Source organism: Ferrimonas lipolytica (genome assembly GCF_012295575.1).
Classification (GTDB): domain Bacteria; phylum Pseudomonadota; class Gammaproteobacteria; order Enterobacterales; family Shewanellaceae; genus Ferrimonas; species Ferrimonas lipolytica.
The window spans coordinates 3,622,060-3,644,264 of the sequence record NZ_CP051180.1; the positions used below are offsets into that span (position 1 = coordinate 3,622,060).

Here is a 22,205-nt window from a genome sequence, read left to right on the forward strand (position 1 = left end):
GTTGTGCGCTCTAACTCGTTAAGTTGGGGCAAGTATATCGGGCTGTGGCGATGGGGGGTAGTCACACCGCAGTCGCTGGTTCTCGTTTTGGAGATGGTTCTGTTTCAATCAATTGGGATTTAACGGTATTGCTGAGCAATCGGATGCTATTTATCGTTATAATGCCTGCCAATTTCCGCAATCAGGTTAAATATTATGCGCTCTAACGGCAGAACGGCGGCTCAAGCACGCCCGGTTACCATTACCCGAAACTTTACTGCACACGCTGAAGGCTCGGTCCTGATTGAATTTGGCAACACTAAGGTTATCTGTACCGCCAGTGTTGAAGATGGCGTACCACGCTTTCTGCGCGGCCAAGGCCAAGGCTGGATTACCGCTGAGTACGGCATGTTGCCTCGTGCTACCCACACCCGTAATGGCCGTGAAGCAGCCCGTGGTAAGCAATCTGGTCGCACCCAAGAGATCCAACGTTTGATTGGTCGTAGCTTACGTACCGCGGTTGATCTAAAGGCCCTTGGTGAATTCACTATTACCATCGATTGTGATGTGATTCAGGCCGATGGTGGCACTCGCACCGCGTCAATCACCGGCGCTTGTGTGGCACTGATGGATGCAATCGATTCGTTGAAAGCCAAAGGTAAGTTGAAGGTATCACCATTGAAGCAGCAGATTGCTGCGGTGTCGGTGGGTATTGTTGATGGTAAGCCAGTGTGTGATTTGGATTACAACGAAGACTCAAACGCTGAAACTGACATGAACGTGGTGATGGCAGAAGATGGTCGCTTCATTGAGGTGCAGGGCACCGCCGAGGGCGAACCGTTCAGCTTTGATGAGATGAACGCGATGATGGCCCTTGCTAAAGAAGGCATTGAGCAGCTAATTGCCGCGCAGAAAGCGGCGTACAACGACAATTAATTTGAATTATGAAGCGGCCAATTGGCCGCTTCTTTTTGATTACCATAACAATAACTAGCAGGAGCGAAAGTGAAAGCCTACCAACAACAATTTATCGAGTTCGCACTGGAACGTAATGTACTGCGCTTTGGTGAGTTCACGCTGAAATCTGGCCGTACCAGCCCTTACTTTTTTAATGCTGGCTTGTTTAACCGCGGTAGTGACTTGGCCAAGTTGGGTCGTTTTTACGCTGAAGCATTAGTGGATGCCAACATCGATTTCGATCTGTTGTTTGGTCCTGCCTACAAGGGCATTCCCATTGCAACTACTACGGCAGTAGCACTGGCGGATCAACACGATATGGATCTGCCGTACTGCTTTAACCGCAAGGAAAAAAAGGATCACGGCGAAGGCGGCAACTTGGTTGGTTCAGAGCTAACCGGCAAGGTGATGCTGGTTGATGATGTGATCACTGCCGGTACTGCTATCCGTGAGTCGATGGAGATAATCCAAGCCAATGGCGCTGAGCTGGCGGGTGTATTGATTGCACTAGACCGTCAAGAAAAAGGCCAAGGAGAGCTGTCTGCCATCCAAGAAGTTGAGCGTGATTTTGGCTGTGCGGTTATCTCTATTATTACTCTGAAAGAGCTGATCAACTATTTGGCAACTCAACCGGGACGTGAGCAGGAATTGGCGTCGGTACAGGCGTATCGAGATCAGTATGGCATCGCGTAAACGGTTAACTAACTGATAAAACTAAGGCGCTCAATTGAGCGCCTTTTTTATCTCTACGGGGCATTCAAGCGATTAGCTTTGCAGCAATTGCTTGCGGATAAAGGCCCACTGTTCAGAGAAGTTAGCGGTTGGCAGGTCGTTGAAGTCACTGCGAACAAACTGAGCAATGCGACCTTCAGCCCATGCGAGTAGGAGGTTAGCTAGCATGCCTTCTTCAAGGTAGAAGCCTTGGCCTTCACGCAGACTTTTCTCGCGCAGGGTTTGTTTCAGCTGAGTCTCAATCTTGTTGAACAGGTGATGAATACGATCCCGTAGACGCTCCTGTTCGTTAACCAGAGCATCGCCAGTCATGATGCGGGTGATGCCGGGGTTGCGTTCCGAGAAGGTTAGCAGCAGTTGTAGGATCAGCTGAATACGCACCATGGTGTCACGCTCATCCACCAAAATCAGGTTAATACGAGACAGCAACGAGTCTTCGATAAACTCAATTAAGCCTTCAAACATACGTGCTTTTGAAGGGAAGTGGCGATATAGCGCCGCTTCTGAAACGCCAACTTCTTTGGCTAACGCAGCAGTAGTAATGCGCTTGCCTGGCGAGGTTTCTAGCATTTTAGCTAGGCACTCGAGAATGTGGTCGCGACGGCTTTTTTTGTTATTAGTGGCCATTTTTTATCTCGTTATTATTTGGTGCCAGAGTGGCCGAAGCCACCTTCGCCGCGGTCAGACGCGTCAAACTCCGCAACGATATTAAACTGTGCTTGAACCACAGGAACGAACATCAGCTGGGCGATGCGCTCGCCCGGTTCCATGGTGAAGGCTTCGTTACCGCGGTTCCAACAAGAGACAAATAGCTGCCCTTGGTAGTCAGAATCAATAAGGCCAACGAGGTTGCCCAACACAATGCCTTTTTTATGGCCAAGGCCAGAGCGTGGCAAGATGGTTGCGGCTAAGCCAGTATCACCAATATGGATGGCCATGCCGGTTGGTACCAACTCAGTTTGGCCCGGTTGTAGGGTTAACGAGCTATCCAACATGGCGCGTAGATCCATACCAGCAGAGCCAGGAGTCGCGTAATCTGGCAGTGGCCATTCTGTTCCTAAACGAGGGTCAAGGATCTTCAGTTCAATTGGCGTTTTCATCGGCAGGCAGTCGTTCCGCTATGGTGGAGAGTAGTAGTTGGGCTTGCTCAGTTTTGCTGCTGTAGCCCAAGTCGCGTTCGCCATCGTGCCAGTACAGGGTTAGCGCATTGCTGTCGGCATTAAAACCTTGCCCTGATTTTGAAACATCGTTAGCGGCAATAAGATCGAGCTTTTTTCGGCTCAGTTTATCGCGAGCGTATTGTTCCACATTGTTAGTTTCTGCTGCAAATCCAACGGTATATGGGCGGCTTTGATGTGCTGCAACCGTAGCCAATATGTCAGGGTTGCGAATAAGTTCAACGGTCATGTTGTCGTTGGATTTTTTTATCTTGCCTGCTGCAACAGTGGCGGCTCGGTAGTCAGCCACGGCGGCACAACCAATAAACACATCATTGTTGACCACTTCTGCCATAACCGCGTTGAGCATCTGTTCAGCTGATTCAACGTTAATCCGGGTAACCCCAGTTGGCGTTGGTAACGAAACTGGGCCGGCCACCACGGTTACTTCGGCACCCATTTTTGCTGCTTGGGCCGCAATAGCGAAGCCCATTTTGCCGGAGCTGTGATTCGAGATGTAACGAACCGGGTCTAATGCTTCGCGGGTTGGACCTGCGGTGAGTAACACTTTCTTGCCTGCTAATCTTTGCGGTTGCTGTGACTGGGCCCAATGAGAGGCGATCTCTTCTGGCTCAGGCATGCGTCCAGGACCTACGTCGCCACAGGCTTGGTCGCCACTGGCAGGGCCGTAGAGTTCGACACCTCGCTGAGCCAACAGCGCTAAATTAGCTTGGGTGGCAGGGTGTTGATACATCACCTTGTTCATTGCTGGGCAAAGCATTACCGGTGCTTCTGTGGCTAATACGCAGGTGGTCAGCAGATCGTCTGCCATGCCTTGTGCTAGGCGAGCAATCAAGTTGGCGCTAGCTGGAGCGATGATGATCTGATCGGCCCAGCGAGCTAAATCGATGTGGCCCATTGCCGACTCCGTGGCTGGGTCTAAAACATCAGCTACTACGGGGTAACCAGAAACGGCCTGTAGTGACATTTCGGTGACAAACGCCTTTGCACCTTGAGTTAGCACGACGCGTACGTCTGCGCCTTGCTCTCGCAGTCTACGGACCAAATTAGGGGCTTTGTAGGCGGCAATGCCACCGCTGATCCCAAGTAGGATTCTTGTCTTTACTTGACTCATGTTTATGCCGTTTTTCGTTTAGTGGTTGATACGATACCACAGCGCCGTTTGCAGTCGGCAATATGGAAATAAGGATTGGTTATGCCGATATCTCAATGGCCACAACAAGAGCGCCCGCGAGAACGATTACTGCAACAGGGTGCCACCGCATTAAGTGACGCTGAACTTTTGGCCATTTTTCTTCGCACCGGCGTTGCCGGTTGCAGTGCGGTCCAATTAGCACGCAACTTATTGCAACAATTTGGTGGCCTAGCTCAATTACTTTCAGCTTCTGAACAGGAATTTTGCTCATATCGTGGCCTTGGGCAAGCTAAATACGTACAATTGCAGGCCACATTGGAGTTGGCTCGGAGATATCTGGCCTGTGAGGTGGCTCGTAGCTCGGTTTTGAGCTCGCCCCAAACGGTTCGTGATTACCTTCAGATTCAACTGCAAGGTCTTGAACAAGAAAGGTTTTTACTTTTGTTGTTGGACAGTCAGCATCGAGTGATCGAGTTGAATACCCTGTCTATCGGGACAATAAATGCAGCCACGGTTCATCCACGTGAAGTGGTGAAAACCACTTTGGCTGCAAATGCGGCTGCAGTTATTTTGGCTCATAACCACCCTTCTGGGGTATGTGAACCGAGTAATGCAGACCGTCAGATCACTGGTCGTATCCAACAAGCGCTCGCGCTAATTGATGTGCCGGTTTTAGATCATTTGGTAGTGGGCAGTGGACAAAGCTGCTCATTTGCCGAACGAGGTTGGTTATAGTCCTGAAGCATCTTTTTGCTTCGGGCGGCTTGATCTTTGCCTATCAATCTTGTATAAAATGCGCCCTTCGTGTGTCCTCGGGCGACGGCCATACGAGGCACAATGATGCTCGAGCTAAAGAATTGGAGACTGAAATGTCTAAAGTATGTCAAGTTACCGGCAAACGTCCGGTAACCGGGAACAACGTTTCCCACGCAAAGAACCACACCAAGCGTCGTTTCCTGCCTAACCTGCACACCCATCGTTTTTGGGTTGAAGGCGAAAAGCGTTTCGTTAAGCTGCGCCTGTCTGCTAAAGGCATGCGTATCATCGACAAGAAGGGTATTGAAGTAGTTCTGCAAGAACTGCGTGCCCGTGGCGAAAAGGTTTAAGGAGTTAAACGATGGCTAAGAAAGGTGTTCGTGAGAAAATCCGTCTAGTATCTTCTGCTGGTACTGGTCACTTCTACACAACTGACAAAAACAAGCGTGAAATGCCTGAAAAATTTGAGATCAAGAAATTTGATCCAGTTGTTCGTCAGCACGTTTTGTACAAAGAAGCTAAAATCAAGTAATTGGTTTTGGACTCTTAAAAAACCGGCCTTTGGGCCGGTTTTTTTTGACTTTTTTTTAGTAAAAAGATGATGATTGCCATTAGCTTCGGGGCAATACAAGTGCTTTCGCTTGGCACTACATGAGCTATTTTATAGGTCTGCAGTGAACACCAAACTTTTTCGTTACGACATCAATGGGCTTCGAGCTTGGGCAGTTATCTCTGTCGTACTCTTTCATTTCGGCGTGCCACTGGTCGATGGTGGCCTTGTTGGGGTGGATGTCTTCTTTGTGATTTCCGGTTTTCTAATGACTGGGATCATTGCGACGGCTCTTGAGCGAAAGCAGTTTTCTTTATTAAAATTCTATAAGGCGCGAGCGAAGCGGATTATCCCTGCCTTGTTTGGGCTTTGCATTACTTTGCTTGTTGTTGGCTCGATATGGCTGCCAGAAATCGATTACGATCAACTTAAAGCGCATGCCTTGAGTGCAATGGGGTTTTGGTCGAATTTCCAATTTTGGCAAGAAGCAGGCTATTTTGATTCAGCTTCGCAGGGGAAATGGCTGCTGCATACGTGGTCGTTGTCTGTCGAATGGCAATTCTATCTACTGCTGCCGTTACTGCTAATGCTAGCCCATCGGCTGTGGGGCAATGCAGGCATCAAAAACCTATTGATTGTTGGTTTCTTCGGTTCTTTGGTGCTGTCTTCGTTAGCAGTTAAACCTTGGGTAGAGGCAGGTTATTACCTGTTGCCAACAAGAGCATGGGAGATGTTAGCTGGCGGCTTGGTGTGGTGGTTTAGCGTTAAGATGCAATTAGTTCCACGTCATCCAAAGCTGATGGAGTCTGCTGGTTTCGCATGTATTGTGGTTAGTATCTTCCTGTTCGATGATGCGGATTTGTGGCCGTCGTACAATGCGTTGCTGCCCATTATCGGCACGATGTTGGTGATGTCTGCGCAACGTCAGAACTCTCCTTTTTCTGCCAATCCTGTGGTGCAGTGGCTAGGCTCTCGATCCTATTCAATATACCTGTGGCATTGGCCGGTTTGTGTTGCCTTGTTTTATGCTGATGCACTGCAAGAGCCATTGTTTATTGTGGCTGGACTTACTCTCTCTGCGTTGCTTGGGCATCTATCGTATCGTTTGATTGAAAATGGCGTCCGTTTAGGTTCGAATAAGACTACTTTTATGCTAAGAGCCGCGACGTTCTCCGCTGTATTAGCAGTGTTTTTGTGGGGCTACTATCAACAAGCTAGCTCCAACCTGACAGAACAGATTGAGCTGATTGCTAAAGAGCGGGTGAATATCAATCCGCGACGCCGTGAATGTCATGCGCCGTTGGGGCTCGAGCATCCGTTGTGCCAGTATGGTGGTGATAATATTCAAGCTATTGTCGTCGGTGATAGTCATGCCAGTGCGTTAACCACAGCGGTCGAACACGCATTGCCAACAACAGGCATGGGCATATTGGGGCGCACCTTCTCTATGTGTCCAACCTTGTTCGATGTGAAAGTTGCTAAAAGCAGAACAGAACTCGCCTGCGGTGAGTTTAACCAATGGTTGTTTGGGCAAACCGCTGCAATCGATTCGGATGTTCCGTTTGTGGTTATTAATCGAGGGTCGTACTACGCCTTTGGTGACCAACAGATAGGCCATGATTACTATCAAAGACCGGTCGTATATTTTAGTGAAAAGTACGAGACGCCTACAGAGGCATTTCTGACTGAGTTTGAAGGTAAGTTAGTCGATAGCCTTTGTCGCATGGCTGATGAACGGCCAGTTTATACCGTCAGACCAATCCCAGAGATGCCATCTCACGTACCGGATACCATGAGTCGTGCTTTGACACTTGAAATGATGTTTGGCACTAAGCCTGAAGCCATCTCAATAGCGCTGGAAGATTATCATCAGCGGCATGCATTCATATGGTCAGCGCAAGACAAAGCAGCGCAGCAATGTGATGTCACCATCTTGGATCCTTTACCCTATCTGTGTGCTGATGGACATTGTGCAGCCAGCCAGAATGGGTTTCCGATCTATCAGGACGATGATCATCTGAGTGAGTCCGGTAACAAGATATTAGTGCCAATGTTCCAAAAGGTTTTCGCTAGCAAGCGGTAGTCGTAGCAAAGTATTTGGGAATTATATATGGTTTCGAAATAACCTAGACGGGATCGCGAATGAGTATAAAGCGTAAAAAGTACAACAACATGCTTATTTTGCTGATCGTTGGCTTAGGCTTTCTGTTACTAGCGACAGGGAAGCTCACTCAAAACAACAATAGCTTCCCTTTGCTGCCACAAGAGGCGACGTTGCAATCGTTGGTGTTTGCCAAGCTTGTTATCGAACGGGATAACAACCAGTGGCAAAGTAACCCAGAAGCGCCAACCGAGCACATTCAACAGCTAGTAATGGCATGGCGCAATGCACAGATGGTGCCGATTGCCCCACCATCGCCGTTGCCACCGAAGCCAATTATTGTTGATGTCTACCTTGATGATGGGTCTTACCCACAGACTGCCTTGCTCTATCCTCATATCGCGGCGATCAAGATCCACGGCCAAGATCAGTGGTGGCGCTTAGTGAATCAAGAGATGGAAACCTTGCTGCCTTAAGGAGTACGACAGTGCCAGAGTTACCGGAAGTTGAAGTTACTAGACAGGGGATCAGCCCTCACCTTATTGGAGCTGTAGTTGATAAGGTCATAGTGCGTAACCCCAAGTTACGTTGGCCAATTGACCCAACCATCAGCCACCTAGAAGGACAAACCATTCGCTCGGTTACGCGCAGAGCTAAGTATTTACTGCTCGATACCGAAGCGGGCACACTTATCCTGCATCTTGGTATGTCCGGCAGCTTGCGGGTGCTCAACCCAGCGCCAACAGCAGAAAAACATGACCATCTCGATATTGTGCTTAGCAGTGGAGCGGTGTTACGGCTAAATGATCCACGGCGTTTTGGCGCGGCCATATGGTGGGCGTTACCGATTGAGGCGCAGCCGCTACTTAAGCAGTTAGGGCCAGAGCCATTAACTGATGATTTTAATGTCGAGCACTTAGTGCAAGCGCTTAAAGGTAAAACGCGGGCAATCAAACTGGCGTTGATGGACAACAAAATTGTTGTTGGTGTGGGCAATATCTACGCCAATGAGGCGTTGTTTGCTGCCGGCATTAATCCAAAACGAGCGTGTGGCAGCGTCAGCAAAGCGCGACTGACTAAGCTCGTCGAAGAGGTAAAACTGGTTTTGGCGAAGGCGATAGAGCAGGGTGGTACCACCCTTAAAGACTTTACCAATGCCGACGGTAAGCCGGGCTACTTTGTGCAACAACTGCATGTGTATGGGCGCGGAGGCTTACCGTGTGATAGCTGTGGTAGTTCGCTGCAAGAGATAAAATTGGGGCAACGCGCTACCGTATTCTGTGGTAAATGCCAGCGGTAGTTACTTACCAAGCTTCTTTAACAACTGCTGTTCTACGTGAGTCGGCACAAACTGGCTTACGTCGCCACCATGTCGAGCCACCTCTTTCACCAGGGACGATGAGATAAAGCTGAACTCTTCAGCAGGGGTGAGAAAGACACTCTCTAAGTTGGGGTCGAGCCGCCGGTTCATATTGGCGAGCTGAAACTCATACTCAAAGTCCGAGACTGCACGTAAGCCACGCACTAACACCCGGGCGTCATGCTGTTTGGCAAAGTCGACCAGCAATCCTGAAAAACCCACTACAGTGATGTTATTGAGCTCTGAACAGGCCTGTTCAAGCAATTGAACCCGCTCCTCTAGGGTGAAAAGCGGCTGTTTGGATGGACTGGCGGCGATACCTACGATCACCTGGTCAAACATCTTACTGGCGCGGGTAATCAGATCTAGGTGGCCGTTGGTCACGGGATCGAAGGTGCCGGGATAAATCGCTTTTTGAGTCACTGTTGTCGTACCAATTTTCAAATTTTATCTAGTGTATCCAAAATATTACTTGAACGTATTGGCGGCAATGCTTGGAGTGAAAAAAAGCAACGAGGTATACTGGCGGGATTAGGCGTATTCACGCTCTGTTGTCATTACTCTGCTAAAAGGGGTGATGACTCTGTAACGATTTGGACGACTTATCATGATTATCGTAACTGGCGGCGCTGGCTTTATCGGCAGCAACTTGGTGAAAGCACTCAACGCTCAAGGGCGTACCGACATCCTAGTAGTGGACGATCTCGAAGATGGCACTAAGTTTGTGAACTTAGCGGATCTTGATATCGCTGATTACCTTGATAAAGACGATTTCTTGGCAATGGTAAAAGCGGATCATGACTTTGGTCCAATCGATGCGGTATTCCACCAAGGTGCGTGTTCTGCCACCACCGAATGGAACGGTAAGTACATGATGGAAGTTAACTATCAGTACTCCAAAACCTTGCTACATTATTGCTTAGACCGCGCTATTCCGTTTATGTACGCGTCGTCAGCGTCGGTATACGGCATGGGCCCAGTGTTTAAGGAAGACCGGGCAAATGAGAAGCCGCTGAACGTATATGGCTACTCTAAATTCCAGTTTGATCAATACGTGCGTCGCATTCTACCAACGGCGAAAAGCCAGGTAGTGGGCTTTCGCTACTTCAACGTATACGGCCCACGGGAGCAGCATAAAGGCTCGATGGCCAGCGTTGCATACCACCTCAATACCCAACTGCATAAAGGCGAAAATCCGAAGTTATTTGGTGCCTATGAAGGCTATGAGCCTGGCGGCCAAACCCGTGACTTTATTTACGTTGGTGACGTGTGCGCAGTAAACCTATGGGCATGGCAGGATAAAGCCGCTTCTGGGGTATACAACTTAGGTACTGGTGCAGCTGAACCTTTCCGCCACGTGGCCGAAGCAGTAATCGATTTCCACGGTAAAGGTGAGATCGAATACATTGAGTTCCCTGAGCACCTTAAAGGTCGCTACCAGAGCTTTACCGAAGCGAGCATGGATAACCTGCGAGCGGCGGGGTACGACCAGCCATTCAAAACCGTTGCTGAAGGTGTGTCTGAGTACATGCAGTGGCTTAATCGGGCTGACGCGTAAATGAAATATCTGGTAGTCGGGCCAGCTTGGATTGGCGACATGGTGATGGCGCACAGCCTGTTGCGCCGCATTAAACAAGATGATCCTGCAGCCATTATCGATGTGCTTGCGCCAACATTCTCTTTGCCAGTGGTACGCCGTATGGCTGAAGTGAATGAGGTGATCGATCTGCCTTTTAAGCATGGTGATTTTGACCTTAAAGGCCGTCGCCAGCTAGGACAGCAGTTAAAGCGCAACGGTTATGATAAAGCGTTGATTCTGCCTCGAGCGCTTAAAGCCGCGGTAGCGCCCTTCTTCGCCGGGATCCCTACCCGAGTTGGCTTTTCTGGGGAGCTGCGCAGTTGGATGCTAACCGATGCGCGTAAGCGTAAACCGCGAGAGATCGACGGCAAGATTGTTGATATGACGGTAAAGCGATTTATCTCCTTGGGGTTGAGCCGCAGCGACGCTGAACAACCATTCGAGATCCTTAACCCAGAACTACAGCTTAATGAAGCTAATCGCGATCAGGCTTTGGCTAAGCTTGGCTTAACGCTAGATAAGCCAGTAGTCTGTATTTGCCCTGGTGCGGAGTACGGGCCCGCTAAGCAATGGCCGATGACATCCCATCAAGCCTTAGCGGAGCAATTGGTTGAGCAAGGCTATCAAGTGTGGGTTATTGGCTCTCCGAAGGAGGCCACGGCGGGCGATGAGATCGCCGTAAGTGGTCACGCTGATATCCACAACCTTTGCGGTAAAACCGCTCTGGTGGATACTGTCGATCTGTTTGGTGCTGCTACAGCGGTTGTAAGCCATGACTCGGGCTTAATGCACGTTGCCGCCGCGACCGGCGCCAAAACCATTGGCATCTATGGGTCCTCCAGCCCCGAATTTACTCCGCCGCTGTCTGACAATTCTGTGGTTGTCTCTCAGCCAATCGACTGTGCCCCCTGTTTTAAGCGTGAATGCCCGTTTGGTCACTACCGTTGTTTAACCGAAATCTCGGTGACACAGGTGCTGCAGTCAATAGATTAGTCTGTTTAATGTAGCGCTCAGAGGCCTGAGCGCTCGACTAAAGCGGTTAATACCTTGCCAGTAATTTTTCCCAGTAATGCTAGGCGGAATGTTTCCACTGCGCAGACATCGATTTCAGGAAGTGCCAATTCCGTATATCGGCTTTGCTCTGCGGGATCGTACCTTAATCCATAGCCTAATCGTCCTAGCATTGCTGCGTGCAACGCTACGTTTGGTGATTCAGTATGAAGCAACTTTTCATTGTCGATGAGCAGACGCTGCTGGCCTTGAAACAAGATATTTTGATGATGGAAATCTAAGTGGTAAAGGCGCAGTTCATGCAACTGCCGCGCTAAATTGATCGCTTCAATCATCCATGGCTCTTTCTCTGCCATCAGCTCAATGTCGTCAATATGATCCTTCAAGCGCAAAACGTCAGGCAGGTATTCGGTAATTGTCGCTTGTGCTGTAATCAAACCAAGATGCCGTTGCTCGGCAAAGCCAGTTGGAGCAGGAATCGCGACACCTACCTCTTGCAGGTAAAGGTTGTTCAACCACTCTGTCCGTAGTATCCCGCCCTCTTTACGAGTTAAGCGCTCGTTGGCGTGTACATTGGCTTTGATTAAACGACGTGGGTCTCGATAACGCTGCCATTTTATTACGGAATTACCAAGCCGGATAACGCGTTTATGCGGTTCACGTTTTAGCTCTTCATCGGCACTTAAACTGGGCTGCTTGAGTTGTTCGAATATCGCTTTTTGTTGGTCTGCAATTGAGGGGGCGAGCCATAACGTCCAATTGTTATCATTGGACTCGTGCAAATTTTGGACACTGTACTTAAAGGGATAATGCATCTACATTGCTTACTGCAGTTAAACCATCAACTCATGGTAAAACGCTAAGTAACGCTCTACGGTTAAGTCATGGTTAAAATGGGTGGCTATGCGCTGGCGTGAGTTACGGCCAAATTGTTTGCACATCTCTCGGTCGTTATAGAGCTTTTCAATAGCCTCGGCCAACGCTTTAGCGTCACTTGGTGGCACAACGAAGCCAGTTTTGCCATCGGCGACGATCTCGGCGTTACCACCGGTATCCGATACAACCGCAGGGATCTCCATCGATTGTGATTCTACGATAGAACGAGAGAAGCCTTCTCGTTTGGTAGTTGGCAGAGTGGTGGCATCACACATTGAGGTAAGCTCTATGATGTCTTTGCGGAAGCCCAATGTGTGTAGCTTCGCGCCTAAATGAGTAGCATCGCACAATTGGCGGATATCATCGCCATCGGTGCCGTGCCCCATCAATAAGATGTGAATGTTGGCGTCTTTTGGCAGATAATTGGCCGCTTCGATCAGCACATGGATCCCTTTTCGAGGCCGAACGTTAGCAGAGAAACCTAGAACAAAGGCGTCTTCTGGGATCCCCATTTTGGCGCGGTCTTTCGGTTGACGTTGATACCAATCAACGTTATGACCTTTGTAAATAGTGGTGATTTTAGGGTTGTTTTGATTCCATACGCGCACACGCAGATCATCTTCGATCGCTTGGGCTACACAGGTAATAGCATCTAAGCGTGGGCTTAACATAGTGAGGTAACTGCTTGGGTCGTGACGGAAAATATTACCCGTTTGACCGCGGTAGGCGACAGTTTTCACCTTGATGCCAATTGCGGCCATTAACATTGCAGAGATGGTTTTGCCTTGGAATGCGTGAACCACATCGTACTTGCCGCGTTTTAACTCTGCCCGGATCTGCTTAATGGCATCCCAGCTTAATTTGCTTTCAGGGGTTTGATAATCGACAACTGCGATCCCATGTTTTGTGATTCGCTCTAAATAGGTGTCATCCGCATGGCCCATGAAGGTAACATCGACGCCCGCTTTTTTTAGGTCGATAAGAATTTCACCTTCTGGGCGATAACCGTTTAGGTTACCGACGTAGCGACTAATCCAAAGTAGTTTCATTGTGCGGCCTTCTGCTTTTTGGCTGCGGCGATGCGTAACAGCTGATCGATGTTTTTCTGCATCACCACATGAATAGAGTTATTTGCTGCTGCAGCAATTGCCTGCTGCCGGAATTGGACTTGTTTGGCTTTGCCGCTGTGTTGCTGCATCGCCGTAACCAGTTCAGCTTGAATGGTGTCTTCATTGTTGCTAACTATGGTAGTAAGAGCCTTAGGCATCACTTCAGCGGCGCCAGCACTATCGGTAATAATTACCGGAAGGCCACAAGCCAAGGCTTCAATCGCGCTATAACCAAAGGCGTCAAAACGGGTTGGCATAACGTAACAATCCGCGGCGTTGTAGCAGACTTCGACGTCTTTGCGGCCACCTAAAAATGTTACCTGTTGGTCGATATTTAGCGTTTCTGCCAACCGCTGATAACTGGCTTGGCTACTTTCAAAGCCAACCACAATCAATCTGGCATTCGAGTCTGTTTTGGCTATCTCAGCAAATGCAGGCAGTAATCTATCTAACCCTTTGCGTTGATAGCCCGAGCCGAGAAAGAGAAATACATTGTTTGATTCGCTAAAACCACATTGTTGGCGCAAAGCTAACCCAGCATCAGATCGTATACTGTCACTAAATCGACTGATATCTACCGCATTGTGAATGGTTACCATTTTATCGGTAGGGATCTGATATTCGTTGGCCAATGAGTGACGAGTTTGTTCAGAGTTGGCCAGTACCAGTTGGTAGTTCGATGGGGTGAAGCTGCGCTTTTCAATTAGGCGTGCGATGATATCTTTGGGCCACCACCGTGACTTCCCTTGCCCCTGCCCAATCTGTTCGCGATATAAGCCACCGCCAACACGGATAATATCCTGCGACCATGTTCGCCCTAACCCCAATACTACATCGTAACTGTGTTGTCCTATATGACGTTCAACGTCTTTGGCAAATCGCCATAAGCGATGGCCTCGGCCTAGAGCCCAGTTGTTAAATGCAACAAATTTAATGTTAGGATGGCTAGCGTTAGCATGAGTTCGGCATAGTATCGACACATGATGGCCTTCAACGGCAAGTTGATGAGCTATTTGGTTTAAAAACTGCTCGGTACCGCCAGTATCGGCATGTCGAATATGGGAAATAGCAATTTTCATCTAATTTTCATAACCATGGAGTTAGACTGGGTTGCGGGTGACACGGGATAGTGCCGCTGGTTTGAATGATAGGCTAGTTCCGACGAGTTCCGTTGCAAGGGGACATCAATCACGAACTGCAAGCCGCAAGTTTACTGATTTAACTAGCTTAAACCAAGCTAGGCAGCACTACTCTGCACTTATAAGATCGAGAATGTTAGCCAACACCATGAACAATAATAAACTGGAGAACAGAGCAATGGTGGGGCGCCCCAAATTAGCCTGTGTGATGATAACTAAGAATGCGGGTGTTCGTTTCTCCCAATGTCTAGCAAGTGTCGACTGGGTCGATGAACTGGTTATTTTAGACAGTGGAAGTACCGATAACACTATTGAACTGGCACGCAAGGCGGGTGCCAAGGTTTATCAGAGTCAAGATTGGCCCGGTTTTGGCCCACAAAGACAGCAGGCACAAACCTTCGTTAGTGCTGATTGGATTTTGTGGGTGGATACCGACGAGATCGTTACCGCTGAACTGCGCCAATCCATTGAGGCAGCATTAGTCGATGATGATCCTCAATTGGCATATCGAATTAATCGTTTAACGGACTTCTTTGGCAAGTTTATTCGCCACAGCGGCTGGTATCCTGATGCGGTAGTACGCTTGCATGCGCGTGATAGTTATCAATATAACAATGCCATGGTGCATGAAAAAATAGAGGTAGCAGAACATCACGTTAAAACTTTAGACGGCGATATGTTGCACTACACGTCGGATAACTATTACGAATACATGAGAAAATCACTGCGTTATGCCAATGACTGGGCTGAAGAGATGCATGCTCGAGGGAGGCGTACATCAATCATGAGGCTCGTTTGCAGCAGTATCTGGATGTTTATTCGCAAATATATCTTTCAGCTGGGTTTCGCCGATGGCAAGCACGGCTTTATGTTAGCAGTGCAATCAAGCCATTACGTATTTAACAAATATTTCGGTCTGTGGGTTAAGCAGCAACAAGCCTCGAAATCAGTTAAATCAGGCCTTGTTGTGGCAGAAGTTAGCCATAATACGCAACAAAATACGGCTTAATCTGCTAGTTGTTATTGCCTATTAAAAGGCTGTGTCTTAATTAGCTGTTGCATCCCATCCAACAACTTCTTTAAGGCACTGCCTTTGGTCCAATTGGTACCGATACCGTTCTAACATTCGTTGCCACCTCAAGTAGTTATGCAGGTATTTGGTCGCGACGCCCTGAAATCGAGCTATTCAACTTTTCAAGCGACTGTCGTAAGCGTTCACATTTTGGATGTGGAACGGACCGCGGCTCCGTGACCCAGACGCTTTGATGGTTTCATGCCTTATCCCTGTTTTATTTGCATATGACGAATAGACAGATGCTCTGTCTGTACATAGGCAAGCATCTCTTGCTAACACCGTGCCTAGTGCTGCTCCCACGTGTCTAGTATCGAGTTTTTTTCAACATAAAATCAGCAGTTTGGCCTGCTCTATCTCGGACAATAAGTACGGAGACTTGGTCCGCACTGCCTCCACCTTTAGTTTTACTCACTCCGCCACGGACTCGAGCGGCTCTAGTGAGCGCCCTTTGACCTTTGTTCGATTTCAAAAAGAAGGTTTCGTCAGCTTCGACGATGCTGCTTTCTTGACGAGGCTGTTTATGGGCGATGAACTTGAGAAATTTATGGCGCCAGAGAAAAGCAGTGCTTTTATTCACTTAGCACTCTTTAGCTGAACGCCGAATGGGAAATCCATCAATCAAACACTGCGCGTATGCCAACCAATGCTCTTTCTTCCTTAAGTGAGCTAGTGGTGTTCCTGTTAGTGGGTTGAAGGCTTTACCCCAGTCTTTCTTTGCAACGGTGTCGAGGTAAGCCATGGCTTGAACCCCCATGGGCGCAATTCGGCTGAGCGGCAGTGAGGACAAGTTTCTGGATAATTTTCTATGAGAAATTTACTGGCAGAAGAGCCGTCAAAGTGCAGACGATTGAGGAGTTGTTCACGCTGACTGGGCGACAACTCCTCAACGTGATGCTGCAGTTCTGCAAAATCATGCCGTTTCATGTCTGAGCCCTCCGAAGCCGGAGACACTCTAAGTATAGACTTTCAACAGTTAACTCAAACACAGCCTATTAAAGTGGCGAAATAGCACTTAGTTTGTTTAGCAGATAGACGGGTATGAAACGAGTGTTCGATATGCAGCTTGGCGCGTTTGCCCATTGTGATCGTACGTTCCGGTTGTTGCCACAAAGTCGTCATCGCCGCTGCCAAAGCTGCTGCATCACTTGGTGGAACCACCAAGCCAGTTTCGCCGTGAATAATTAATTCGGCACTGCCCCCTGTATCCGAAACAATCGGTGCTACTTCATATACCATCGCTTCAATAACGGTTTTTGGCAGCCCTTCACGTTTGGTTGAAGGTAATACAGATGCATTACATGCGGCGATAAGTGCTGGTGCGTCAGTTCGGAAGCCGGCCAAATGAATTCGTTCTGCCATTGGGCTCGCTGCAATTTGCTGTTGCACTTCGTCGCTATCCATACCGCCGCCGACCAGCAATATGTGGATGTTGCTGTCAGCCGGTAACGCTTTGCTGGCTGCCAGTAATACTGGCAGGCCTTTACGTGGTCTGGCGTTGGCAACGCAACCAAACACAAAGGCGTCGCTAGGAATACCGAACTGGCTGAGATCGGCTGGGGTATCTTGATACCACGCTAAGTCATGACCTTTATAAACGGTAGCCACGCGCTCATCAGCAAGATAGGCATGCTGACGTAGATCATCACGTACCGCATTGGCGACACATAAGATCCCGTCCAAGCGTGGGTGCAGGTGAGTTAAATAACAGGTTGGGTCCCAACGGCTAATGTTGCCGGTTTGGCCACGGTAACTGACCATCTTTGGGGAGAGGCCAATCGCTGCGAATAACGCATTAGTGATCGCCCGATTGTTAAACATATACACCGCATCGTAAGCGCCGCTTTTGAGTTCAGCTCGGATCCGCTTGATGGCACTCCATTGAAACTTCTTCTTTGGGTGATAGTCGATGATGTTGATGCCGTGCTCTTTAAAGCGCGGTACATAATCGGCGTCTCCTTGAGTCATCAAGGTAATATCAACCCCAAGTTTAGCCATGCCGATGAAGATTTCAGCCTCAGGGCGAACACTGTTCCAAGTGTCTTTGTAGGAGCTGATAATGAGTAATTTGAATGACATACGGCCTCAAAGTGGGTTGGTTACGGTTTGGCCTAGAGTATAACCTGCCTGGCATCAAACAAGCGTGAGGCTGGATCGATACGCTGCGAATTACGCCAGGTAATTATTTTTTATCAGGATAAAAAGTTTAGTCACAGCTAAAGCAGCAGAGTAAACTTGATGTTCGCTTATTCGGAATGAAATACAGATAGCTATGCACATTTGCCACGTCAATTTAGCGAAGGGGTTCAGTGGTGGTGAACGCCAAACCTTGAATCTCATTAAATCCCTTAGCCTGCGTAAGCTTAAGCAGACCATGGTGTTGCGAGCGGACTCTCCGTTGAATCAGCATCTTGTTGGTTTCGATGTGGAGATTATCCATGTCAACCACCACCTATTGGGACATTGGCTGGGCAGCACCTTACCTCGAGATGCACTACTGCATGCCCATGATGGTAAAGCGGTTTATTGGTGTGCGCTACAGAATGCGCTTTATGGCAATCGTTATATTATTACGCGCCGAGTTGATAATCCGTTAAAAAATAAACGATTAACTCGTCGCGGTTACGCTAAAGCGACCAAGGTAGTGTGCCTAAGTAACGCTATCGCAACTCAAGTTGCCAAGCTATCGGCAGAAATTCCAACGCAGATTATTCCCAGCAGTTACTCCAAGTTTGCTGCAGATCCAATCAAAGTTGCCGCTATCAAACAACAGTTTGCAGGTAAAACCATTATTGGCCAAGTAGGCAAGCTGATTCACCACAAGGGGTATCAGCTTACTATAGAGGTCGCTCGTAACCTTGAGCTGAGTCACCAACAACTGCAGTTTTTATTGTTTGGCAGTGGTGCTGATGAGCAAGCGTTACAACAACAAGCCAGCGGCTTGTCGAACGTGACGTTTATGGGGCATCAGGATGAGATTGGTCACTATTTAGCTGCGATGGAAGTGATGCTATTTCCATCGTTGAATGAGGGTTTAGGCTCTACGATATTAGAAGCATGGCAACATCAAACCCCAGTGATTGGCAGTGATGCCGGCGGTATTCCTGATATGATTGAGCATCAGAAGACGGGGATATTGGTTGCTGCTGGGGATGTTATTGCCCTACAACAAGGGTTGTTGCAGTTACTGCAATCGCCGCAATTGAGCAAAGATATTGTTCAACGGGCGACACAAAAATTGACACAGTTTACGCCAGAAAGTGTAGAACAGCGTTATTATCAACTTTATCAAACGCTATCATAGCAACAAATTTTTAGTGACCGAGCCTTACGCTCGAGGTCAATAGATTGCGGCAATCCCGCACACAGGATGTCTTAAATGAAACAAATAATCCGCCAAGAGCTCAGCGAAGCTGCTGACGTACTTAATCGATTTCTGGCTGACGATAACCAACTAGCTCAGATTGAAGCAGCGGCAGAAACTATTGCTGCTTCGTTGAAGGCGAAAGGTAAAGTACTATCCTGTGGTAATGGTGGCTCCCATTGCGATGCGATGCATTTTGCTGAAGAACTGACCGGTCGCTACCGTGATAATCGCCCAGCCTACGGTGCTATCGCCATCTCTGATCCTAGCCACCTATCTTGCGTTAGTAATGACTTTGGCTACGACCACGTATTTTCTCGTTACATCGAGGGGGTCGGCCGTGATGGCGATGTGATGTTTGGGATCAGTACCAGCGGCAATTCACAAAACATCTTAAATGCCATTGATGCAGCTAAAGCCCAAGGCATGAAAACTGTAGTGTTAACAGGTAAAGACGGCGGTAAGATGGCCGATATTGCTGATGTTGAAATCCGAGTTCCTCACTTTGGCTACGCCGACCGCATTCAAGAAATCCACATCAAGGTAATTCATATTTTAATTATGTTAATTGAAAAGAAAATGATGTGAAAGTTAAAAAATATTAAAGGTAGTTAACTACCTTTAATATTTATTTTTTATTTTTTTTCTTGATTTTTTACATGACGAAGAAACAAATATGCTCTTATATTTTTCGTCTATATTAATTGTTGATTTGCAAATTTGCCAGAAATATTCAGAGCGGACTTTATCTTTTTTGTCGGTAATAACCATCCCGAGCATAAGAGCAAGTATCTCTGTATTCGGTTTAGATGACTGGTAAATACTTTCATTATCGATTAAATTAATTCCAAATTTATTTGTTATTATATTTCCGGGGTGAAAATCCAAATGGTAAATACCTAGTGAGTGCATTTTTTTAGATAGAGTTGCTAGTTGCTGAAGAAAATTGTCATTATATATGCTTTGGTTATAATTTTTTATATTAGCTATGGTTTTTATCTCTTCAGCAATATAAGCTTGTTCAGTTATTATTCCAGCAGTTTTTTTCTCTACAAAAGCTATAGGTTTTGCAATTGGTATACCTTTAGATTGTAAATGTAGATTGTTAGCCCATTCTGTCCTCAACATACCTTCGTTCTTTACTGTTAATTTTTTGTTTTTATTAAGATTTGCCCTAATAAGATATTTTAATTTTATATATTTTTGATGCTTTATAATTAAATTTATATTACTTTGATGTCGAAAAATGGTTTTTAAATTATCATTTTTAATGATCATGTCAGGCTCGACCATATGTTGTCCTGATAAATTTAATAATAAACTAGGTATGGAGTCGGCTATAGACACGTCATACCATACGTGCCAGCTATCTTTTTTAAAAAATTTAAGGTTGTTATTCTTCATTTTTATATTTTACCATCTTTTCTAGAATATATTTAACATCAGAAACCTTTAATGAATCCATTAAGTTATTTCCTTTAGCTCTGGCACCAAATGTGATTTGTTTTAGTGGTTTATTTTGCTGTTTTTCAATGTGCTGTTGGTAACAACTAATGATGAATTGTTGAGATAGATAAGGCCCAGTGCGTAGTGGATTTGAATGGGCGTAAAGGCCGATTACTGGTGTACCTTGGGTGGTTGCCATATGCGCCGGACCGGTATCTGGTGCCAATACCATCGAAGCAGACTTTAACAGCGCTAATAACTGCTTTAGCGTGGTCTGCCCCACCATATTGTTGATGTTAACGTTACTGTGATTGCAGATCTGCTTAGCTAGTTGTTGTTCGCTCTTGGTCGGGCCACCACAAAGTAATACTTGCAGGCCTTGTGAGCTGGCAAAATCAGCGATGGCGGCATAGCGCTCCGGCAACCAGTTACGTTCAGCTTTGCTGGCGGCAGGGCAGATGATTAACGTCGGCGTCTCAGTAGTAATTTGCTGCTCGGCAAACACCAAATCCTCTGCGGAAAGTGGCATATTCCAGCTTGGAGTCGTAGGTTCCACATCCAATTCGCGGGCAAAGTTCATAAAGCCATCGAGTACGTGTGGCTGAAGCTGGGGCTGGATCTGATGATTGGTAAACAGCCACTGCCCTTCTTTAGCGCGCGCTTTATCGAAGCCAACCTTCACATTGGCCTTAATGCCGAGCGTCGCAATAGATGCTCGCAGTGCCACCTGCATGTGCAACAACACGTCATATCGCTTTCCTTTCAATTGTTGCCAAAGCACCTTATAACCTTTCCAGCCAAGTCGTTTATCAAACACAACCAGTTCAACGCCATCTAGACCTGCCAATAACTGGGCCTCGACCTTGCCGATAATCCAGGTGATTTGGGCTTGAGGATGTCGGCGTTGTATTGCCTGTACCATCGCCACCGCGTGACAAACATCGCCAATGGCAGAGAGGCGCATAATACAGATGGAGCTGGGATTGGCTGGAATCGACATGCTGAGGTTTCTTATAACGTGATGGCGCAAGTGTAATTAAATTTGTGCAACACACCAAGTGTATTGCGTTCGCGCTAGGCTAACGCCACAATGACGACAATTTCCCGCACTTTAGCCCCGCGTTACAGGATCACCAATGCACATTTCCGAGCACTCAGATGCCACCCTAATTTTGGCTGATGGTAGCCCTGCAAAACTTGAATGGTTTGACCGAGATTGGCTTAAGCGCAATGGTAAGATCGTCGGCAGTTCGGATGCTAGTGGTCGTAAACCGGCCAACTTCCTCGCCATTGATGGTGGCCAGTACGTGTTGAGGCATTACTACCGTGGTGGTTTGCCGGGTAAAGTTATTGAAGATGTGTACCTGTGGTCGGGCTTAGAAACGACTCGTGCCTATAAAGAACTGATGCTACTGGAACAGATGGTGGCATTGGAGTTGCCAGTGTGTAAACCGATTGCTGCTAAGCTCGATCGCCAAGGTTTTAGCTACCGTGCTGACTTGATCACTGAGCGCTTGATGGGTTGCAACGATCTGGTTGGGGCATTGAAAACTGCACCTCTGACCTCAGAGCGTTGGCAAGAGCTCGGCAGGGTTATCGCACGCTTCCATAACAAAGGCGTATTCCATGCGGATCTTAATGCTCGCAATATCCTTCTTAATGAGCAGCAGTTCTACTTGATCGATTTCGATCAAGGCAAGCTACGGATCCCAGACGAAAAGTGGCAACAGGCTAACCTAGCTCGGTTGCAACGCTCCCTGCAAAAGGAAGCGTTGCGAGTTAAAGGGATCCACTGGCAAGAGAGTGATTGGCAACATTTGCTTAAAGGTTACCAAGCTGAGCTTGTGTGATGATTTTCGCC

The 22,205-nt window shown here is 47.6% G+C and carries 24 protein-coding genes and 1 pseudogene; 14 read left to right on the forward strand and 11 right to left on the reverse strand.

Annotation, left to right across the window (positions count from 1 at the left end; translation table 11 throughout):
• Window positions 1-195: 195 nt before the first annotated feature.
• Window positions 196-915 carry a ribonuclease PH gene (rph, locus tag HER31_RS16385; protein ID WP_168662204.1) on the forward strand — a complete coding sequence of 240 codons (720 nt, stop codon included), beginning with the start codon at window positions 196-198 and terminating at the stop codon, window positions 913-915.
• Between the two features lie 69 nt (window positions 916-984).
• A complete protein-coding gene (gene pyrE / locus HER31_RS16390; RefSeq protein WP_168662206.1) occupies window positions 985-1,629 on the forward strand; it encodes an orotate phosphoribosyltransferase in 645 nt (214 codons plus the stop codon).
• 72 nt (window positions 1,630-1,701) lie between these two features.
• On the opposite strand, the gene slmA is transcribed toward pyrE, so the two are convergent.
• The 3 genes from slmA to coaBC are packed head-to-tail and all read right to left on the reverse strand — an operon-like array spanning window position 1,702 to window position 3,960.
• The gene (slmA, locus tag HER31_RS16395; RefSeq protein WP_168662208.1) at window positions 1,702-2,295 is read right to left on the reverse strand and encodes a nucleoid occlusion factor SlmA; all 594 of its coding nucleotides are present in this window, start codon (window positions 2,293-2,295) and stop codon (window positions 1,702-1,704) included.
• Window positions 2,296-2,309: 14 nt separating this feature from the next.
• A complete protein-coding gene (dut, locus tag HER31_RS16400; protein WP_168662210.1) occupies window positions 2,310-2,768 on the reverse strand; it encodes a dUTP diphosphatase in 459 nt (152 codons plus the stop codon).
• A complete protein-coding gene (gene coaBC, locus HER31_RS16405; RefSeq protein WP_168662212.1) occupies window positions 2,752-3,960 on the reverse strand; it encodes a bifunctional phosphopantothenoylcysteine decarboxylase/phosphopantothenate--cysteine ligase CoaBC in 1,209 nt (402 codons plus the stop codon). The genes dut and coaBC overlap by 17 nt, the downstream gene beginning before the upstream one ends.
• 81 nt (window positions 3,961-4,041) lie before the next feature.
• On the opposite strand from coaBC, the gene radC reads away from it, so the two are divergent.
• The 6 genes from radC (at window position 4,042) to mutM (ending at window position 8,688) form a co-directional block, all read left to right on the forward strand.
• The gene (gene radC / locus HER31_RS16410; protein WP_168662214.1) at window positions 4,042-4,716 is read left to right on the forward strand and encodes a RadC family protein; all 675 of its coding nucleotides are present in this window, start codon (window positions 4,042-4,044) and stop codon (window positions 4,714-4,716) included.
• 134 nt (window positions 4,717-4,850) lie between these two features.
• A complete protein-coding gene (gene rpmB, locus HER31_RS16415) occupies window positions 4,851-5,087 on the forward strand; it encodes a 50S ribosomal protein L28 (RefSeq protein ID WP_168662216.1) in 237 nt (78 codons plus the stop codon).
• Between the two features lie 11 nt (window positions 5,088-5,098).
• A complete protein-coding gene (gene rpmG / locus HER31_RS16420) occupies window positions 5,099-5,269 on the forward strand; it encodes a 50S ribosomal protein L33 (protein WP_168662218.1) in 171 nt (56 codons plus the stop codon).
• Between the two features lie 142 nt (window positions 5,270-5,411).
• Window positions 5,412-7,370 carry an acyltransferase family protein gene (locus tag HER31_RS16425; RefSeq protein WP_168662220.1) on the forward strand — a complete coding sequence of 653 codons (1,959 nt, stop codon included), beginning with the start codon at window positions 5,412-5,414 and terminating at the stop codon, window positions 7,368-7,370.
• A gap of 59 nt (window positions 7,371-7,429) precedes the next feature.
• Window positions 7,430-7,864, forward strand: coding sequence for a hypothetical protein (locus tag HER31_RS16430; protein ID WP_168662222.1), 435 nt, complete (start codon window positions 7,430-7,432; stop codon window positions 7,862-7,864).
• Between the two features lie 11 nt (window positions 7,865-7,875).
• Complete coding sequence (gene mutM, locus HER31_RS16435; RefSeq protein WP_168662224.1) at window positions 7,876-8,688, forward strand: bifunctional DNA-formamidopyrimidine glycosylase/DNA-(apurinic or apyrimidinic site) lyase; 813 nt, start codon at window positions 7,876-7,878, stop codon at window positions 8,686-8,688.
• On the opposite strand, the gene coaD is transcribed toward mutM, so the two are convergent.
• The gene (coaD, locus tag HER31_RS16440; RefSeq protein WP_168662227.1) at window positions 8,689-9,171 is read right to left on the reverse strand and encodes a pantetheine-phosphate adenylyltransferase; all 483 of its coding nucleotides are present in this window, start codon (window positions 9,169-9,171) and stop codon (window positions 8,689-8,691) included.
• Window positions 9,172-9,355: 184 nt separating this feature from the next.
• Here coaD and rfaD point away from each other — a divergent pair, with 184 nt between their 5' ends.
• The gene (gene rfaD, locus HER31_RS16445) at window positions 9,356-10,306 is read left to right on the forward strand and encodes an ADP-glyceromanno-heptose 6-epimerase (protein ID WP_168662229.1); all 951 of its coding nucleotides are present in this window, start codon (window positions 9,356-9,358) and stop codon (window positions 10,304-10,306) included.
• Window positions 10,307-11,320: a lipopolysaccharide heptosyltransferase II gene (gene waaF / locus HER31_RS16450; RefSeq protein WP_168662231.1), complete on the forward strand. Its 1,014-nt coding sequence runs from the start codon at window positions 10,307-10,309 to the stop codon at window positions 11,318-11,320.
• Window positions 11,321-11,337: 17 nt separating this feature from the next.
• Here the strand turns inward: waaF and HER31_RS16455 are convergent, their stop codons facing one another.
• Genes HER31_RS16455 through HER31_RS16465 form a run of 3 tightly spaced genes read right to left on the reverse strand, consistent with a single transcriptional unit; the run spans window position 11,338 to window position 14,402 of the window.
• Window positions 11,338-12,153: a lipopolysaccharide kinase InaA family protein gene (locus tag HER31_RS16455; protein ID WP_168662233.1), complete on the reverse strand. Its 816-nt coding sequence runs from the start codon at window positions 12,151-12,153 to the stop codon at window positions 11,338-11,340.
• A gap of 18 nt (window positions 12,154-12,171) precedes the next feature.
• Complete coding sequence (locus HER31_RS16460) at window positions 12,172-13,263, reverse strand: glycosyltransferase (protein WP_168662235.1); 1,092 nt, start codon at window positions 13,261-13,263, stop codon at window positions 12,172-12,174.
• Window positions 13,260-14,402 carry a glycosyltransferase family 4 protein gene (locus HER31_RS16465; protein WP_168662237.1) on the reverse strand — a complete coding sequence of 381 codons (1,143 nt, stop codon included), beginning with the start codon at window positions 14,400-14,402 and terminating at the stop codon, window positions 13,260-13,262. Before HER31_RS16465 ends, HER31_RS16460 begins: the two co-directional genes overlap by 4 nt.
• Before the next feature lie 193 nt (window positions 14,403-14,595).
• Between HER31_RS16465 and HER31_RS16470 the strand changes: the two genes are divergently transcribed.
• A complete protein-coding gene (locus HER31_RS16470) occupies window positions 14,596-15,471 on the forward strand; it encodes a glycosyltransferase family 2 protein (protein WP_238786855.1) in 876 nt (291 codons plus the stop codon).
• A 36-nt stretch (window positions 15,472-15,507) separates the two neighbouring features.
• On the opposite strand, the pseudogene HER31_RS16475 reads toward HER31_RS16470, so the two are convergent.
• Both HER31_RS16475 and HER31_RS16480 read right to left on the reverse strand, forming a co-directional pair.
• Window positions 15,508-16,461 (reverse strand): annotated as a pseudogene (locus tag HER31_RS16475) (IS1595 family transposase).
• A 54-nt stretch (window positions 16,462-16,515) separates the two neighbouring features.
• Window positions 16,516-17,613 carry a glycosyltransferase family 4 protein gene (locus HER31_RS16480; protein ID WP_168662239.1) on the reverse strand — a complete coding sequence of 366 codons (1,098 nt, stop codon included), beginning with the start codon at window positions 17,611-17,613 and terminating at the stop codon, window positions 16,516-16,518.
• Between the two features lie 193 nt (window positions 17,614-17,806).
• On the opposite strand from HER31_RS16480, the gene HER31_RS16485 reads away from it, so the two are divergent.
• Entirely contained in the window at window positions 17,807-18,838 is a 1,032-nt protein-coding gene (locus tag HER31_RS16485; RefSeq protein WP_168662241.1) for a glycosyltransferase family 4 protein, read from the forward strand.
• A gap of 75 nt (window positions 18,839-18,913) precedes the next feature.
• Window positions 18,914-19,486, forward strand: a complete 573-nt coding sequence (gene lpcA / locus HER31_RS16490) for a D-sedoheptulose 7-phosphate isomerase (RefSeq protein WP_168662243.1) — start codon at window positions 18,914-18,916, stop codon at window positions 19,484-19,486.
• Between the two features lie 33 nt (window positions 19,487-19,519).
• Here lpcA and HER31_RS16495 read toward each other — a convergent pair whose 3' ends face one another.
• Window positions 19,520-20,302 carry a lipopolysaccharide kinase InaA family protein gene (locus HER31_RS16495; RefSeq protein ID WP_168662245.1) on the reverse strand — a complete coding sequence of 261 codons (783 nt, stop codon included), beginning with the start codon at window positions 20,300-20,302 and terminating at the stop codon, window positions 19,520-19,522.
• Complete coding sequence (locus HER31_RS16500) at window positions 20,292-21,344, reverse strand: glycosyltransferase family 9 protein (RefSeq protein ID WP_168662247.1); 1,053 nt, start codon at window positions 21,342-21,344, stop codon at window positions 20,292-20,294. The genes HER31_RS16495 and HER31_RS16500 overlap by 11 nt, the downstream gene beginning before the upstream one ends.
• Window positions 21,345-21,480: 136 nt before the next feature.
• Between HER31_RS16500 and HER31_RS16505 the strand changes: the two genes are divergently transcribed.
• Window positions 21,481-22,194, forward strand: a complete 714-nt coding sequence (locus HER31_RS16505) for a 3-deoxy-D-manno-octulosonic acid kinase (RefSeq protein WP_168662249.1) — start codon at window positions 21,481-21,483, stop codon at window positions 22,192-22,194.
• Window positions 22,195-22,205 lie beyond the last annotated feature (11 nt).